Annotated in this window: 14 protein-coding genes; 11 read left to right on the forward strand and 3 right to left on the reverse strand. The window is 72.3% G+C overall.

Translation table 11 applies throughout. The annotated features are described in order from the left end of the window. Positions 1–373: 373 nt before the first annotated feature. The 6 genes from ACGGAQ_RS18985 (at position 374) to ACGGAQ_RS19010 (ending at position 5,878) form a co-directional block, all read left to right on the forward strand. A complete protein-coding gene (locus ACGGAQ_RS18985; protein ID WP_266246453.1) occupies positions 374–1,573 on the forward strand; it encodes a substrate-binding domain-containing protein in 1,200 nt (399 codons plus the stop codon). Positions 1,574–1,576: 3 nt separating this feature from the next. After that, the gene (locus ACGGAQ_RS18990; RefSeq protein ID WP_354854420.1) at positions 1,577–2,320 is read left to right on the forward strand and encodes an ABC transporter ATP-binding protein; all 744 of its coding nucleotides are present in this window, start codon (positions 1,577–1,579) and stop codon (positions 2,318–2,320) included. After that, a complete protein-coding gene (locus tag ACGGAQ_RS18995; protein ID WP_393050914.1) occupies positions 2,320–3,045 on the forward strand; it encodes an ABC transporter ATP-binding protein in 726 nt (241 codons plus the stop codon). Before ACGGAQ_RS18990 ends, ACGGAQ_RS18995 begins: the two co-directional genes overlap by 1 nt. Next, positions 3,045–3,935: a branched-chain amino acid ABC transporter permease gene (locus ACGGAQ_RS19000; protein ID WP_354854416.1), complete on the forward strand. Its 891-nt coding sequence runs from the start codon at positions 3,045–3,047 to the stop codon at positions 3,933–3,935. The genes ACGGAQ_RS18995 and ACGGAQ_RS19000 overlap by 1 nt, the downstream gene beginning before the upstream one ends. Further along, positions 3,932–5,035: a branched-chain amino acid ABC transporter permease gene (locus tag ACGGAQ_RS19005; RefSeq protein ID WP_393050917.1), complete on the forward strand. Its 1,104-nt coding sequence runs from the start codon at positions 3,932–3,934 to the stop codon at positions 5,033–5,035. Before ACGGAQ_RS19000 ends, ACGGAQ_RS19005 begins: the two co-directional genes overlap by 4 nt. A 96-nt stretch (positions 5,036–5,131) precedes the next feature. Then, positions 5,132–5,878, forward strand: a complete 747-nt coding sequence (locus ACGGAQ_RS19010; protein ID WP_393050920.1) for an SDR family NAD(P)-dependent oxidoreductase — start codon at positions 5,132–5,134, stop codon at positions 5,876–5,878. 99 nt (positions 5,879–5,977) lie between these two features. Here the strand turns inward: ACGGAQ_RS19010 and ACGGAQ_RS19015 are convergent, their stop codons facing one another. After that, positions 5,978–6,799, reverse strand: a complete 822-nt coding sequence (locus tag ACGGAQ_RS19015) for a hypothetical protein (protein WP_393050922.1) — start codon at positions 6,797–6,799, stop codon at positions 5,978–5,980. 142 nt (positions 6,800–6,941) lie between these two features. Between ACGGAQ_RS19015 and ACGGAQ_RS19020 the strand changes: the two genes are divergently transcribed. The 4 genes from ACGGAQ_RS19020 to ACGGAQ_RS19035 all read left to right on the forward strand — a co-directional run bounded on the left by ACGGAQ_RS19020 (position 6,942) and on the right by ACGGAQ_RS19035 (position 12,093). Continuing rightward, a complete protein-coding gene (locus ACGGAQ_RS19020; RefSeq protein WP_393050925.1) occupies positions 6,942–8,618 on the forward strand; it encodes a BTAD domain-containing putative transcriptional regulator in 1,677 nt (558 codons plus the stop codon). A gap of 56 nt (positions 8,619–8,674) precedes the next feature. Then, positions 8,675–10,804: a DEAD/DEAH box helicase gene (locus ACGGAQ_RS19025; RefSeq protein ID WP_393050927.1), complete on the forward strand. Its 2,130-nt coding sequence runs from the start codon at positions 8,675–8,677 to the stop codon at positions 10,802–10,804. A 133-nt stretch (positions 10,805–10,937) separates the two neighbouring features. Then, on the forward strand, positions 10,938–11,168 hold the full coding sequence (locus ACGGAQ_RS19030) for a heavy-metal-associated domain-containing protein (RefSeq protein WP_393050929.1): 231 nt from the start codon (positions 10,938–10,940) through the stop codon (positions 11,166–11,168). Next, entirely contained in the window at positions 11,161–12,093 is a 933-nt protein-coding gene (locus ACGGAQ_RS19035) for a hypothetical protein (RefSeq protein ID WP_393050932.1), read from the forward strand. The genes ACGGAQ_RS19030 and ACGGAQ_RS19035 overlap by 8 nt, the downstream gene beginning before the upstream one ends. Before the next feature lie 113 nt (positions 12,094–12,206). Here the strand turns inward: ACGGAQ_RS19035 and ACGGAQ_RS19040 are convergent, their stop codons facing one another. Continuing rightward, positions 12,207–12,623, reverse strand: a complete 417-nt coding sequence (locus tag ACGGAQ_RS19040) for a helix-turn-helix domain-containing protein (RefSeq protein ID WP_393050935.1) — start codon at positions 12,621–12,623, stop codon at positions 12,207–12,209. Positions 12,624–12,864: 241 nt separating this feature from the next. Between ACGGAQ_RS19040 and ACGGAQ_RS19045 the strand changes: the two genes are divergently transcribed. Then, complete coding sequence (locus ACGGAQ_RS19045) at positions 12,865–13,308, forward strand: hypothetical protein (protein ID WP_393050938.1); 444 nt, start codon at positions 12,865–12,867, stop codon at positions 13,306–13,308. A gap of 69 nt (positions 13,309–13,377) precedes the next feature. Here the strand turns inward: ACGGAQ_RS19045 and ACGGAQ_RS19050 are convergent, their stop codons facing one another. Further along, entirely contained in the window at positions 13,378–14,532 is a 1,155-nt protein-coding gene (locus tag ACGGAQ_RS19050) for a class I SAM-dependent methyltransferase (protein ID WP_393050941.1), read from the reverse strand. Between the last annotated feature and the right edge of the window lie 44 nt (positions 14,533–14,576).

Genomic DNA, 14,576 nt, shown 5'->3' on the forward strand with positions numbered 1-14,576 from the left:
AAAATGACTCACAGGTATACCGCTCAACAGGAGATGGCTCGCCCAACGGCGACACTCCCCAAGGTCGCACTCGATCCAGGAAGTAGTGGCCTCGCCGTGCCCCCGAGGCCACTACATCAACGATCGAGCACGATCTTGCGAGGGCCGTGCGGCTGACGGCTGAGCGGCGGATGGCTCGGGGCGACACACCTGTCGATCCATCCGTGGCGCTTCAGGCCATCGGGAGGTCCGGGGCGAGGATGGTAGTGCGGCCCGTTGTAACCCCCGGCCACCCCCTTCCTGTTACTTGTGTGTTTCCGCCACATAGCTCGTGGGTGACGTCACTTCTAGCGTGAGCCGACAACACAGCATCCTGTCCTCACCTGGAGTCGCGATGACGGTCCGGCACACGCGGCGGGCGTTCCTCTCCGCCGCCACGATGATGGCTGCGGCGCTCGCCGCAACGGCCTGTGGTAGCCCGCAGGACACCGCCACCGGCGGCGGCGACAGCGCCGCCCCGGTCAAGGTCGGCCTGGTGTACTCCCAGTCGGGAGCCCTGGCCAGCTACGGAAAGCAGTACGTCGAGGGGTTCAAGGCGGGGCTGGACTTCGCCACCAAGGGCACCGGCAAGGTGGGTGACCGGAAGATCGAGCTGACCGAGGTCGACGACGCCGGTGACCCGGCCAAGGCGGTCTCCGCCGCGAAGGACCTGATCGGCAAGGGTACGAAGATCATTGCCGGCTCGACCGCGTCCGGTGTGGCGCTCCAGGTCGCGCCGATCGCGGCGCAGAACAAGGTTCTCTTCATCTCCGGCCCGGCCGCGACCGACGCGGTGACCGGGGCGAACAAGTACACGTTCCGCTCCGGCCGGCAGTCCTACCAGGACGTGGTGACCGCCAAGTCGTTCATCGGCGACCCGGCCGGCAAGAAGGTGGTGGTCTTCGCCCAGGACGGCGCGTTCGGCGACGCCAACGAGGCCGCCGTCAAGGCGGTCATCGGTAGCGCGGGCGCCACTGTGAGCAGCGTCCGGGCGCCGGCCAGTGCCACCGAGTTCACGCCGTTCGCCAGCCAGATCAAGGCCGCCAAGCCGGACCTGCTCTTCGTGGCCTGGGCCGGCACGACCGCTCCGGCCATGTGGCAGACGCTCGACCAGCAGGGTGTGCTCTCCTCCACCACGGTCGTCACCGGCCTGGACATCCGGGCCTCCTGGCCGACGTTCGGGGCGGCCGGCGCGAAGATCTCCTTCCTGTCGCACTACTTCGACGGCGCGTCCGACACCGAGGCCAGCAAGGCGCTCAAGGCCAAGGTGAACACCATCGACCTGTTCCACCCGGACGGATTCGCCGCCGCCCAGATGGTGGTCCGCGCGGTGCAGGAGGGCGGCGACGACGTCGACAAGATGGTCACCGCGCTCGAGGGCTGGAGCTTCGACGGGGTCAAGGGCAAGATGACCATCCGGGCCGCCGACCACGCGCTGCTTCAGCCGATGTTCCAGGCCAAGCTGACCGGCAGCGGCACCGCCTTCACGGCGACCGCGCAGAAGAGCCTCACCGGTGACGAGACCGCGCCGCCGGCCGTGGCGATGAAGGGCTGACAAATGCTCGCCACCCGCGGTCTGACCTGGCGGATCGGTGAGGTCGCCATCGTCGACAGCGTCTACCTCGACCTCGCGCCCGGGGAGTTCCTGGGCGTGATCGGGCCGAACGGCGCCGGCAAGACCTCACTGTTCAACCTGATCACCGGCCTGCGCCGGGCCACGGAGGGTCGGATCACCCTGGACGGGCAGGACATCGGTGGGCTTGCGCCGCACCGGCGGGCCCGCCTCGGTCTGGGCCGTACCTTCCAGGCGTCGTCGGTCTTCGGCTCGCTCAGCGTGCGGGAGAACGTCCGGCTCGCCGTGCAGGCGCACCGCGGGGGCTCGATGGCGCTGTGGCGGCGGGCGGCGGCCGACCGGGAGGTCGCCGCCGCCGCCGACGCGGCGCTCGACCGGGTCGGCCTCGCCCACCGGGGTACGGCGATGGCCGGCACCCTGGCACACGGCGAGAAGCGCAAGCTGGAGATCGCTCTGCTGCTGGCCGGTGAGCCGCGGGTGATGCTGCTCGACGAGCCGATGGCCGGCGTCAGCGCCGAGGACGTGCCCGAGCTGGTCGCCGTCATCAAGTCGTTGACGGGGGACAGCGGTCGGGCGGTGCTGATGGTCGAACACCACATGGACGTGATCCTCGAACTGGCCGACCGGATCGCCGTCATGCACCACGGCGCGCTGCTCGCCTGCGACACCCCGGAGACGGTGATGGCGAACCCCACCGTGCAAGAGGCCTACCTGGGGGAGTCGCTCTGATGGAACCCGTTCTCAGCGTGGAGGACCTGTCGGTCCGGATCTCCGGGCTGCACATCCTCCAGGGGGTGTCCTTCACGGTCGCCCCGACCGGGGTGACCGTGCTGCTCGGCCGCAACGGGGTCGGCAAGACCACCACGCTGCGCGCGATCGTCGGCCTCACCCCGCCCGCCGGCGAGGTCCGCGGCACCATCCGGATGGGCGCGCAGAGCCTGCTGGCCCGCCCCACGCACCGGCTGGTCCGTGGCGGGCTCGGCTACGTGCCGGAGGACCGCTGCGTCTTCGCCGGCCTCACCGTCGCGGAGAACCTGCGGCTCGCCGAGCGGCGCGGCAGCAGCCCGGCGTACGACAAGGTGTTCGCGCTCTTTCCGGAGCTGGACCGGCGCGGACGCCAACGGGCCGGTTCGCTCTCCGGCGGGCAGCAGCAGATGCTCGCGATCGGGCGGGTGCTGCTCAACGACAACCGGCTGCTGCTGGTCGACGAGCCGACCAAGGGGTTGGCGCCGAAGGTGGTGACCGAGGTGGCCGAGGTGTTGGAACGGGTCGCGGAGTCGGTGCCGGTGCTGCTCGTGGAGCAGAACCTGGCGGTCGTACGCCGGCTGGCCCGCGACGCGGTGGTGCTGGCCGCCGGCAAGGTGGCCTGGACCGGCGACGCCCGGGAGCTGCTGTTGGAGACGGCCCTGACCAGGTCGCTGCTGGGTGTGGGCTCGGCGGAGGTGAACCACTGATGGGCACCGTGATCCTCCTGACGTTGACCGGGCTGGGCCTGGCGGCGCTGTACTTCCTGGTCGCGTCCGGCCTGTCCCTCGTCTTCGGCCTGGCCGACGTGCTCAACTTCGCGCACGGACTGTTCCTCGGCGTCGGCGCGTACGGCACCTGGTGGGCGGCGGGCAACCTGCCGGGCGCCGGCGGCGACGGGTTCGGCTTCGTGTTCGCGGTCGCCTTCGGAGTGGCCGCCGGCACGCTGGTGGCGATCCTGGTCGAGCTGGTGCTGATCCGCCCGCTGTACTCCCGCACCATCGAGCAGGTGCTGGTCACCGTCGGGCTGTCGCTGGCCGGGGTGGCGTTGCTCCAGGCCACCTGGGGTGCGGACGCCCGGCCGTTTCCGCGTCCGGACTGGACCCGGCAGGTGACCGGGATCCTCGGCGCGCAGGTGCCCAACGGTGGCCTGCTGCTGATCGTCGCGGCGGTGCTGGTGCTCGGCGCGATCCTGGCGTTCCTGCGGTGGACCCGCTACGGCCTGGTGATCCGGGCCGGGGTGGAGAACCGGGAGATGGTGACCGCGCTGGGCATCGACGTCCGCAAGGCGTTCACCCTGGTCTTCGCGATCGGTGGGGCGGCCGCCGCGCTCGCCGGTGCGCTCGGCGGGGTCTACTTCGGCACCGTCTCGCCCGGGCAGGGCGGCTCGCTGCTGATCTTCGCGTTCATCGTGGTGGTGATCGGCGGGATGGGCTCGGTGGTCGGCTCCGCGTACGCGGCGGTCGTGGTCGGGCTGGTGCAGCAGTTCGTCAACTACTACGGCACGTCCGGGCTGGGCGACATCTGCGTGGTCGGCCTGCTGGCCGTGGTGCTGCTGCTGCGCCCGCAGGGCATCGCCGGAAAGGTGGCAACGGCATGACGGTGATCGACGCGCCTCCCGCGCAGGTACCCGACGAGTTGACCCCGCAGCGGGGGCGGTGGCACCGGGTCCGCCCGTTCCTGCCGCTGGTCGCGCTGGCCGTGCTGGCGATCCTGCCGTACTCGACGATCTCGCTGCCGGGGATCTTCGAGGGGCCGGTCAACTCACCCGGCACCCTGCAACTGCTCGCCATCTGCCTGATCTTCGGCGGGCTGGCGGCCGGGTACGACCTGCTCTTCGGTCGGACCGGGATGCTCTCCTTCGGGCACGCGCTGTACTTCGCCGCCGGTGTCTACGGCACCGACATCCTGGTCACCCGGGCCGGCCTGCCGCTGTGGCAGGCGGCGCTGCTGACCATCACGGGTGGCACGATCCTCGCGGCGGTGCTCGGCGCGGTGGCGCTGCGCACGGTCGGGATCGCGTTCGCCATGGTCACGCTCGCTTTCGCCCAGGTCGGGGCGATCCTGGTGGCCCGGGACTTCGGCGGGCTCACCGGCGGCGAGGAGGGCCTGCCGCTGGACGTGTCCGGGCTGCCCGCCGGGCTGGTCGGGGTGACCAACACGGTAAACCTGTACTGGTTGGCGCTCGCGTACCTGACCCTCGTGGTGTTCGTGGTGCACCGGGTGAGCGGGTCGCCGACCGGTCGGGTGCTCGCCGGGCTGCGCGACGACGAGCGGCGGATCGGCGTGCTCGGGCTTGACCCGTACCGCTACAAGCTGGTGGCGTTCACCCTGGCCGGCGGGTTGGCGTCGGCGGGCGGGGTGGTCTACGTCCTGATCGTCGGCGGCGCGTCGCCGCACATCACGTCCTCCGAGCTGACCCTGTCGCTGCTGGTCATGGTGGTGCTCGGTGGGCCGGGCACCCGGTGGGGGCCAGTGCTCGGCGGGGTCCTCTACATGTACCTGGACCACCGGCTCACCGCCTTCGGCACGAGCGACGCGGTCGACAACCTGCCGGCCGTCCTCAGCCACCCGCTGAGCCAGCCCCTGTTCGTCCTGGGCACGGTCTTCATCCTGGCCGTCTACTTCTTCCCCGGAGGCATCACAAGCCTCGCCCCCCGCCTAACCCACCTGACCAGATCCCTCCGCCCCCCACGCTGACCCATCTGTCGATCATGAAGTTATTGCCACGACACGCCGTCGCGGATGGCGATAACTTCATGATCGACGGGGTTCTGTGGATGGGGAGGCAGACAGATGGACTCACGGGTTGCGGTTGTCAGTGGGGGTGGGACCGGGATCGGGGCGGCCATTGCGGGGGTGTTTGCCCGGGACGGGTACGACGTGCTGATCGTCGGGCGGCGGGCGGACGTGTTGACGGCCGCCGCCGAGCGGATCTCCGCCGACTGCGGTCGGCCGGACGCGGTCACCGCCGTGACCGCGGACCTGACCGATCCCGGGCAGGTCGACGCCGTTTTCGCGGCGGTTGGTGACCGGCCGGTCGACGTGGTCGTCAACAACGCCGGCGGTTACCTGGCCGGGGACACCGACACGCTGGCCGGCACCGCCGCGCACTGGCGGGCCAACCTCGATGCCAACGTGCTCACCGCCGTGCTGCTGACCGAGGCGCTACGGCCGGCTCTGCGGCGGCCCGGCGGGCGGGTGATCCTGGTCAGCTCGATCGCCGCCCAGCGCGGTGGCGGTGGGCCGTACTCGGCGGCGAAGGCGGCCCTGCACGGCTGGGCGTACGACCTGGCCGCGCAGCTCGGCCCGGAGCAGATCACGGTCAACGTGGTGAGCCCCGGCTACGTCGCCGAGACCGAGTTCTTCGGTGACCGGATGACCGCCGAGGGGCACGCGAAGCGGGTCGCGGCGACCCTGGTCGGGCGGGCCGGGGTGCCCGACGACATCGCCGAGGCGGTCCGCTATCTCGCCAGCCCCGCCGCCGGTTACGTGACGGGCCAGGTCCTCGGCGTCAACGGCGGCTCGGTCCTCGGCCGCTGAGCACGCCACGCCGACCCGCAGCGCACTGAGCACGCCATCGTCCGCGGACGACGACAGGGCGGCGGCCCCCCGTGTGGCCGCCGCCCTCTGCGTCGTGGATCAGCCGTTCAACAACTCGTACGCCATCGCCGGCGCCTTCGTGGCGGCGGCGCCGGTCGGCACGCTGATCTTCGGCGCGCTGCCGTAGTCGGCGTACTTGACGACGTAGTCGTACGCCTTCGCCTTGCCGGCAGCCGGCATCTTCAACGTCAGCGAGGCCAGGTGCTTGTCCGCGCCGACCACCGCGGTGAACGGCACCTTCTTGGCGGCCTCCCCGAGGGCCGCCGCCTCGCCCTCCTCCAGCGCCTTCGACGCCTCCGTGTCGCTCACGTCGATGAACCCGACGTACTGACCGGGGCTCTTCTCCTCGACCGACGTGGCCGCCTGGATCAGCGGACCGGCGTTGCCCTGGTCCACGCCGTCGTACGCCGGGATGCTCGCGGCGTCGGTCAGCTTCGCGCGGTCCAGCTTCATCCACTTGTCGGGGAACTTCGGCAGGCCGGGACGGCCGCTGAGCTTCACCTTCACCCAGGACTGCTCCTCGATCACCAGGAACGACATCTTCAACGCGATGCCGTCGGAGTCCGGCGGCATGACCATGTTGAGTTCGAGTCCCTTGGCCGCCGGGTCGACCCGGCCGTCGACGGCGCTCGACGCGTCCTTGCCGCTCAACCGGAACGCCCCTTCGGTGCCGTCCGGGACGGCGTCGAGGAGCGCCTCCTTCGGACTGACGCTCGGGCTGGCGGACGGGCTGCTCTGTGGCGCCGCGGCCGGTTCGCTCTTCGACCCGCAACCCGCGAGCAGGGTGGTCGCGGCCAGCACGGCGGCGGCCGTACCGACCGTCCGTCGGATGGTGCCGGCGGTGCCCGTTGCCTGTGTCATCGCACTTCTCTTTCTCGCTGCCTGGCTTCTGCCGACGACGATGCTGCCGGCCGGCACGGCGGTTCGGCTGCCGATATGCTGCCGTCCGGCTGCCGGGCACTGCCGTCCGGCTGTCCCGGGGGTGTCAGGAGCGGAAACTCGCATGTCAGGACAGCTGCGTTTCGAGATTCTCGGGCCTCAGCGGGCCTGGTACGCCGACCGGGAGATCGACCTCGGTCCCGGCAAGCAGCGCGCGGTGCTCGCCGTACTGCTGCTCTCCGCCGGCCGCCCGGTGTCCACCGGGCAGATCGTCGACGCGGTCTGGCCGGAGGAGCCACCCGCGAACGGCCCCAACGTGGTGCAGAAGTACGTGGCCGGGCTGCGCCGGGTGCTGGAACCGGACCGGTCGCCGCGTACGCCGGGACAGGTGCTCAGCCTGACCGACGCCGGCTATCTGCTGCGGGTGAACCCCGAGGCGGTGGACGCGGTCCGCTTCGAACGGGGCGTGCAGGCCGCCCGCCAGCGGCACGCGGCCGGGCGTACCGAGCAGGCGCTGAGTGAGGTGGCCACCGCCCTGGACCTGTGGCAGGGGGAGCCGTTCACCGGCTTCACCGGGCTGCTCTTCGAGGCGGCCCGGCAGCGGCTGGTGGAGTTGCGGGCCGTGGCGTTGGAGACCCGGGCCGAGTTGACGCTGGACCTCGGACGGCACCGCGAGACGGTCGGTGAGCTGGTGGAACTGGTGGCCGAGTTTCCCGTCCGGGAACGGCTGCGACACCAGCTCATGCTCGCGCTCTATCGCAGCGGGCGGCAGGCGGAGGCGCTCGCCGCCTACCGGGAGTTCGGCGACCTGCTCCGCGAGGAGTACGGCATCGAGCCGGGCGAGGCGTTGCAGGAACTGCACCGGCGCATCCTGCGCTCCGACCCGACCCTGGCGAAGCCGTCCACCGAACCGGAGACGCCGCAGCCGGTGGCCGCCACGGTGCCCGAACCGGCACCGTCGGTGGTCGCACCCCCCGGTCTCATCCCCACCCAACCGGGACCGGCAGCGCCGGCCGTCGTGTCAGCGCCCTCTCCGCCTCTGCTCCTGCCGCCTCCGCCCATGAGTCCGCCGCCTCCGGCGACCGGCACGAAGCCCGCGCGGCGGCAGGCGCCGCACTGGGCGAGCAGGACCGTCACGATCCTCGGTACGGCGCTCGTCCTGCTCTCGTTCGGTTGCCTGACCTGGCTGGTGATCCTGGCGTACGCGGGTTGGCGGCGGAGCTGGCGCCTCGCGGTCGCGGGCGTCGGCTACCTCGCGCTGCTCGTCGTCGAGGTGACCATGCTCGACATCGAGAATCCGGACGCCGAGGTGCCCGGACCGGAGGCGGTGACCTTCCTCGGCCTGGCCCTCATCACCTGGCTCGCCGGGGCGGTGCATGTGGTCCTGCTCAGCCGTGGACTCTGGGAGGCGATCACCGGGAGACCGGACAGCGCCCGGGGCCGCGCCGACGAGGAGCGGCGCATCCGGCGGGAGCACGCCCGCTACCTGCTCTACCACTACCCGGCGGCCCGGGCCGAGTTGGGACTTGGCCGGCCCGACCTGCCCCGGACCTTCGATGACGGTGGTCTGGTCGACGTCAACGCGGTCCCGGAGCAGGTGCTCACGGCCCTGCCCGGCCTGACGCCCGAGCAGAGCCGGCAGATCGTGGTGGACCGCTGGCTGCGCGGCCCGTACGCCTCGATGGAAGAGCTCGCGGCGCGCTGCCTGCTGCCGCCGAGTGCCACCGAGCCCCTGCGCGACCTGTTGCTCTTCCTGCCCCCGGCGTCCCGACCCGATGAGGCGCGGACGCACGGATCGTGACCGGCACCTCCCGCGCGGGCCGGGGTTCTGACGGACGGCGCTGGTAGAAATGCCGGATGGGCGACGAACGGGCGGCGGTACGGGAGCGGGCCGAGGCGGTGCTGCGCCGGCTGGCGGGTGAGCACGCCCGGCTGCGCGAGGATCAGTGGCGGGCCATCGAGGCGTTGGTCGTCGACCGGCGACGGGTGCTCTGCGTGCAGCGCACCGGTTGGGGCAAGTCGGCCGTCTACTTCGTGGCCACCGCTCTGCTGCGCGACGGCGGGCAGGCCGACCAGGCCGGCCCCACCGTCATCGTGTCGCCGCTGCTGGCGCTCATGCGCAACCAGGTGGAGGCCGCCGCGCGGGCCGGCATCCGGGCTCGCACGATCAACTCGGCGAACCTCGACGAGTGGGACGAGATCACCGCCGAGATCCAGGCCGGCGCGGTGGACGTGCTGCTGATCAGCCCGGAGCGGCTCAACAACCCGGACTTCCGCGACGGCGTGCTGCCGAAGCTGGCCGCGACCACCGGGCTGCTGGTGGTCGACGAGGCGCACTGCGTCTCCGACTGGGGGCACGACTTCCGGCCGGACTACCGGCGGCTGCGCACGTTCCTCGCCAACCTGCCCGAGCGCACGCCCGTGCTGGCCACCACCGCCACCGCCAACGCCCGGGTCACCCAGGACGTGGCCGAGCAGTTGGGCGACGCGCTCGTCCTGCGCGGCACGCTGGACCGCGAGTCGCTGCGGCTCGGCGTCCTCGACCTGCCCAGCCCGGCGCACCGGCTGGCCTGGCTCGCCGACCACCTGGACGAGCTGCCCGGGTCCGGCATCGTCTACACGCTGACCGTCGCGGCAGCGGGGGAGACGGCCGAGTTCCTGCGCTCGCGGGGCTATCCGGTCGCCTCGTACTCGGGGCAGACCGACGACGCCGACCGGCGGGCCGCCGAGCAGGACCTGCTCGACAACAAGATCAAGGCGTTGGTCGCGACCAGCGCGCTCGGCATGGGCTTCGACAAGCCCGACCTGGGCTTCGTCGTCCACCTCGGCGCGCCGCCGTCGCCGATCGCGTACTACCAGCAGGTCGGCCGGGCCGGCCGCGCCGTCGAGCACGCCGAGGTGCTGCTCCTGCCCGGTGTCGAGGACGCCGCGATCTGGCGCTACTTCGCCTCGCTCGCGTTCCCGCCGGAGCAGCAGGTCCGGGCCGTGCTGGCCGCCCTGCACACCGACCGCCCGCTCTCCACCCAGGCCCTCGAACCCCTCGTCGACCTGCGCCGGGCCCGCCTGGAGCTGATGCTCAAGGTGCTCGACGTGGACGGCGCGGTCCGCCGGGTGCGCGGTGGCTGGCTCGCCACCGGCGAGCCCTGGGTCTACGACGAGGCCCGGTTGCGCCGCGTCGCGGAGGCGCGCACCGTCGAGCAACAGGCCATGCGGGAGTACGCGTCGACGTCCGACTGCCGGATGCGGTATCTACGGGAACGCCTCGACGACACCGCCGCTACCGACTGCGGCCGGTGCGACAGGTGCGCCGACCCGCTCTTCGTCGCCGACGTGTCGACAGCGGCGCTCGCCGCCGCGCAGACCTTCCTGGGTCGCCCCGGCGTGGAGATCGCCCCGAAGAAGCTCTGGCCGACCGGGCTGGACGCGGTGGGCGTACCGCTCAAGGGCCGGATCGCCCCCGCGGAGCAGGCGCTGCCCGGCCGTGCGGTCGGGCGCCTCTCCGACCTGGGCTGGGGTGGCCGGCTGCGGGAGCTGGTGGGCCCGGAGGCGCCCGACGTGCCGGTGCCCGACGACGTCGCCGGCGCGGTGGTCGAGGTGCTGAAGGCGTGGGCGCACGGCGACGACCCGTGGCCCCGCCGCCCGGTCGGCGTGGTCGCGGTGGGCTCCCGCCGGCGGCCCCGGCTGGTCGGCTCGCTCGCGGAGCGGATCGCCGCCGTGGGCCGGCTGCCGCTGCTCGGCGCGGTCACCCCGACCGGCCCGGACGGCCCCGGCGGGCCGCGCGGCAACAGCGCCCAGCGGGTACGCGCCCTGCACGACGCCTTCACCGTGCCGACCGACCTGGCCGACGCGCTGGCCGCGCTGGAGGGGCCGGTGCTGCTCGTCGACGACCTGGTCGACTCGGGTTGGACGATGACGATGGTGACCCGCGCGCTGCGGCGGGCCGGTGCTCCCGACGTGCTCCCGCTCGCTCTCGCCGTGGCCGGCTGAGCCGCCGTTCACGATCGCGGAGGTCGGTGGGCGGCTGCGGGGCGGAAAGTTCCCGGGCCGCGCGGATTGCGACGGTCGCCACGCCGCCCCGGCGTCGGTCCGGGCTGGCCGGGCGCGGCGGTACGGTGGCGGCATGACCGATCAGCAGCCCGTGACCCGCGCGTACGTCGTCACCGGCATGACCTGCGCGCACTGCGTGCGTGCGGTCACCGACGAGCTGTCGGCGCTGCCCGGTGTGCGGCAGGTTGAGGTCGACCTGGCCTCCGGCACCGCGACGGTGACCAGCGACAGCCTGCTGCCCGACGAGTCGGTGCGGGCGGCCGTCGACGAGGCTGGCTACGTGCTGGACGCTGGCGGTGCCTGAGCAGGACGCCACCGTGCCGGACCGGAGCACGGTCCGGCTGGCGCTGGTGGTCGGCGGGCTGGTGCTCGCCGTGCTGCTCGGGTTCGGCCTCGGTCGCATGAACGGCACGACCACCGGCGGCGGCAGCAGCGCCGCGGCACTGACCGCCGACCACACCCACCCGCCGGGCACCGGTGCCCACGACCACGGGTCCGTGACGGGTGCCGACCAGGGCGCGGCCACCGAGCCCGGGGGTCTGTCGATCAGCTCGGCCGGATACACGCTCGTCCCCCTGGCCACCGAGTTTCCGGCCGGCCGCCCCGGGCAGCTCCGCTTTCAGATACGCGACGTGCAACGCCGCCCGGTCACCCGGTTCGCCGTCGTGCACGACAAGCCGATGCACCTCATCGTGGTCCGTCGGGACCTGACGGGCTACCAGCACCTGCACCCGACCATGGCGGCGGACGGCACCTGGACGGTGCCGGTGACCCTCGCGCAGCCCGGCGCCTGGCGGGCGTACGCCGACTTCACGGTGGTCGCCGACAACGGCGGCCAGAGCGCCCTGACCCTCGGGGTGGACCTGGCCGTGCCGGGCACGTACGAGCCGCGTGCCCTGCCCGCCCCGGCCACCTCGACGACGGTGGACGGGTTCAGCGTCGCCTACCAGGGCAGCCCGCAGGCCGGTGTCACGGTGCCGCTTACCTTCCGGATCGACGGCGCGGACGGTGACGCGGTGCTGGAGCGCTACCTCGGGGCGTACGGTCACCTGGTGGCGCTGCGCGAGGGCGACCTGGGCTACCTGCACGTGCACCCCGAACCGGAGCTGGCCGACGGCCAGGTGAAGTTCTGGCTGACCATCCCGGGCCCGGGCCGTTACCGCCTCTACCTCGACTTCCAGGTAGCCAACAAGGTCCACACCGCCGAGTTCACCCTGACGATCCCCTGACCCCCGGCCCCGGGCCGCCCCCGTTGATCATGAAGTTATTGCCGCTCGCGTCGGCGTGTCGCGGCAATAACTTCATGATCAACGTGCGGAAGGTTTGGGGGTGGGGGTGGGGGTTAGCCGGCTCGGCGGGTGGGGCGGCGGGCCAGGTAGCGGAGGAGGTCGCGGATGTGGTGCTTTTCCTCGGCTGGAACGGTGGGATCGGCCAGGCGGTCGAGGATGGCCCGGACGTCGGCCTCGACCGGGCCGTCGTCGCTGCGGCGCCGGGGCACCGGGCCCGCGTCGGGCAGCCCGAGCGCCCGGAACGCGGCAGCCACCGGCAGATCCAGTGCGGCGCAGAAGCCGCGTACCTTGGCCAACTCGGGGTAATCCTGCCAGTCACCGGCGAGCCAACGGAACACTGTGGAACGGCCCACGCCCGTGTGCGAGGCAAGATCGGTCACGGTCCATCCGCGCTCGTCGCGAGCGTCGTCGATGGCGCGCCGGACGAAGCGGGCGAACGCCATCTGCGGTGACACGTCTGCGGAACCCATTCCGGTATGTCTTTCCCTCCCGGCCGAGCACTGGGAAGATGTGCCTCCCGAGCGTAGTACGCCGGGAACCGGAAACCACTGACTGACCGCACAAACTGTCCCACCGATGAGACTCCAACCCGGGCAGTATTCGTACCGGCACCCAGCGATCATCGTCGTTCTTCCACTAAGCTCGGTGCCCGTCCCGGCACGGCGCACGCGCGCGTGCCGCCGATCGCCCGGACCACCGCCGAGGAGCACCATGGCCGAATCGAGCCGTCCGCTGCCGTACCAGCCCGGTGCGGTGAGCCTCTTCTTCGTCGCCAAGGCCGGCGTCTTCGCCGCCGGGTTCTGGATCTGGTTGCTGCTCCTGGTGCTGCGCACCAACGCGGCGACCGGCTCCCATGTGCTGGCCGCCACCGGCGCGCTCACGACCACGCTGGTCGCAGTGGTGCTGGGCGCCCGGATGGCGCTGCAACGCAACGCCGCCATCCGGCACGCCGAGACGAAGAAGCTGCTCGTCGACATCTCCTGGAACGCGTTCACGGCCGCCGGCAACGCCGAGAGCTCGGGAAAGGTGGTGCCCTTCCCGAGCAGCGCGGGTGAGGACGACCGTCAGACCCTGCGCCACGGCGGGGACCGGGTGTCGGTCTTCGACCGCTCCGGCGCCCGGGACCGGGGCAACAACGGCGACCGCCGACGCTGAAACCGAGTCCACGGCGACGGCCGAGGCCGGCCGGCGGTGACCGCGTACCGCCGGCCAGCGGTTGGTCCCCTAGACGGCGGGCGGCTCGTCGGCGGCGAGCAGGGTCTCCAGCCGGGGTGTGACCCGCCACTGGTCGACGAGTTCGCGGTACTCCGCCTCTCGTGGGTCGGCGGTGCCGCTACGGCGGGCTCGGATCAGCAGGTTGCGGGGCGTGTGCTGGGAGTCGACGAACTCCACCACCTCGGCCCGGTACCCGTGCACCCGCAGCAGCCCCGCACGCAGCGCATCGGTGAGCACGTCGGCGAAGCGTTCGCGCAGGATGCCCTGCCGGGTCAACAGCTCGTACGGCGCCGGGGTGGGCTGGGCGCGTAGCTGCTTGGCCAGGTCGTGGTGACAGCACGGCGCGGCGAGCACCCAGCGGGCCTCCCAGCGCACCGCGCGGGCCAGCGCCTCGTCGGTGGCGGTGTCGCAGGCGTGCAGCGCCAGCACCAGATCCGGGGCGGGGTCGACAGCGGCCTCGGCGATCGTGCCCGCGACGAAGCTGACCTTGTCGGCCCAGCCCAGTCGCTGCGCCAGCTCGGTGTTGCGCCGCCGCTGGTCCTCCCGGACGTCCACGCCGATCAGTTCGACATCGAGCCCGCGACTGGCGAGGTAGCGGTACGCGGCGAAGGTCAGGTAGGCGTTGCCGCAGCCCAGGTCGACCACCCGCAGCGGGCCGGTCAGATCGGCGGGCAGGGTCGCGGCCAGAGCGCGCAGGAACGCGTCGACCTGGCGGCGCTTGGCCGCCGAGCCGCCGATCTCCGCGAAGATCGGGTCGCCCGGATCGAGCAGGTATTCCTTGGCCCGGTCGTTACCACTCGGCGTCGCCGCTGGTCGGGTCGTCGCGGCCCGGTGCACCTGCGCCTCACCGGACTTGGTCACCCGCAGTTGGAGGGTCGCGTCGGCCGTCTCCACGTGCCAGTTGCCGAAGGGTTCGGCGAGGAGTTCGTCGACCGCCACGGCGGCCTCGGGACCGGGGGCGACGTTGCGGGTGTGTGGGCGCGCACCGTCGGAGGTGGCGATCTGCAACCGCGGGCCGGCCTTGAGCGTCACCGGACGCAGCTCGGCCCGCACGACCGTGGGTCGGTGTCCGCGGCGACGCCCGGCGGCGACCGCCCGGGTCAGCGCGGGGTCGAGCAGCAGTGCACGAACCTCGGTCAGGGCGCCATCCAGTGGTTCCGGCATCGTTCCATTTTCGGCAGGTGGGGTGGGAAGGCGACATCCCCCGT

The organism is Micromonospora sp. NPDC047557 (genome assembly GCF_043205095.1).
Taxonomy (GTDB): Bacteria; Actinomycetota; Actinomycetes; order Mycobacteriales; family Micromonosporaceae; genus Micromonospora.

Bases quoted from the DNA above. Each gene is read 5' to 3' on its own strand.
- ACGGAQ_RS18985 (WP_266246453.1), top strand. From the start codon at position 374: ATGACGGTCCGGCACACGCGGCGGGCGTTCCTCTCCGCCGCCACGATG.
- ACGGAQ_RS18990 (WP_354854420.1), top strand. From the start codon at position 1,577: ATGCTCGCCACCCGCGGTCTGACCTGGCGGATCGGTGAGGTCGCCATC.
- ACGGAQ_RS18995 (WP_393050914.1), top strand. From the start codon at position 2,320: ATGGAACCCGTTCTCAGCGTGGAGGACCTGTCGGTCCGGATCTCCGGG.
- ACGGAQ_RS19000 (WP_354854416.1), top strand. From the start codon at position 3,045: ATGGGCACCGTGATCCTCCTGACGTTGACCGGGCTGGGCCTGGCGGCG.
- ACGGAQ_RS19005 (WP_393050917.1), top strand. From the start codon at position 3,932: ATGACGGTGATCGACGCGCCTCCCGCGCAGGTACCCGACGAGTTGACC.
- ACGGAQ_RS19010 (WP_393050920.1), top strand. From the start codon at position 5,132: ATGGACTCACGGGTTGCGGTTGTCAGTGGGGGTGGGACCGGGATCGGG.
- ACGGAQ_RS19015 (WP_393050922.1), bottom strand. From the start codon at position 6,799: ATGACACAGGCAACGGGCACCGCCGGCACCATCCGACGGACGGTCGGT.
- ACGGAQ_RS19020 (WP_393050925.1), top strand. From the start codon at position 6,942: ATGTCAGGACAGCTGCGTTTCGAGATTCTCGGGCCTCAGCGGGCCTGG.
- ACGGAQ_RS19025 (WP_393050927.1), top strand. From the start codon at position 8,675: ATGGGCGACGAACGGGCGGCGGTACGGGAGCGGGCCGAGGCGGTGCTG.
- ACGGAQ_RS19030 (WP_393050929.1), top strand. From the start codon at position 10,938: ATGACCGATCAGCAGCCCGTGACCCGCGCGTACGTCGTCACCGGCATG.
- ACGGAQ_RS19040 (WP_393050935.1), bottom strand. From the start codon at position 12,623: ATGGGTTCCGCAGACGTGTCACCGCAGATGGCGTTCGCCCGCTTCGTC.
- ACGGAQ_RS19045 (WP_393050938.1), top strand. From the start codon at position 12,865: ATGGCCGAATCGAGCCGTCCGCTGCCGTACCAGCCCGGTGCGGTGAGC.
- ACGGAQ_RS19050 (WP_393050941.1), bottom strand. From the start codon at position 14,532: ATGCCGGAACCACTGGATGGCGCCCTGACCGAGGTTCGTGCACTGCTG.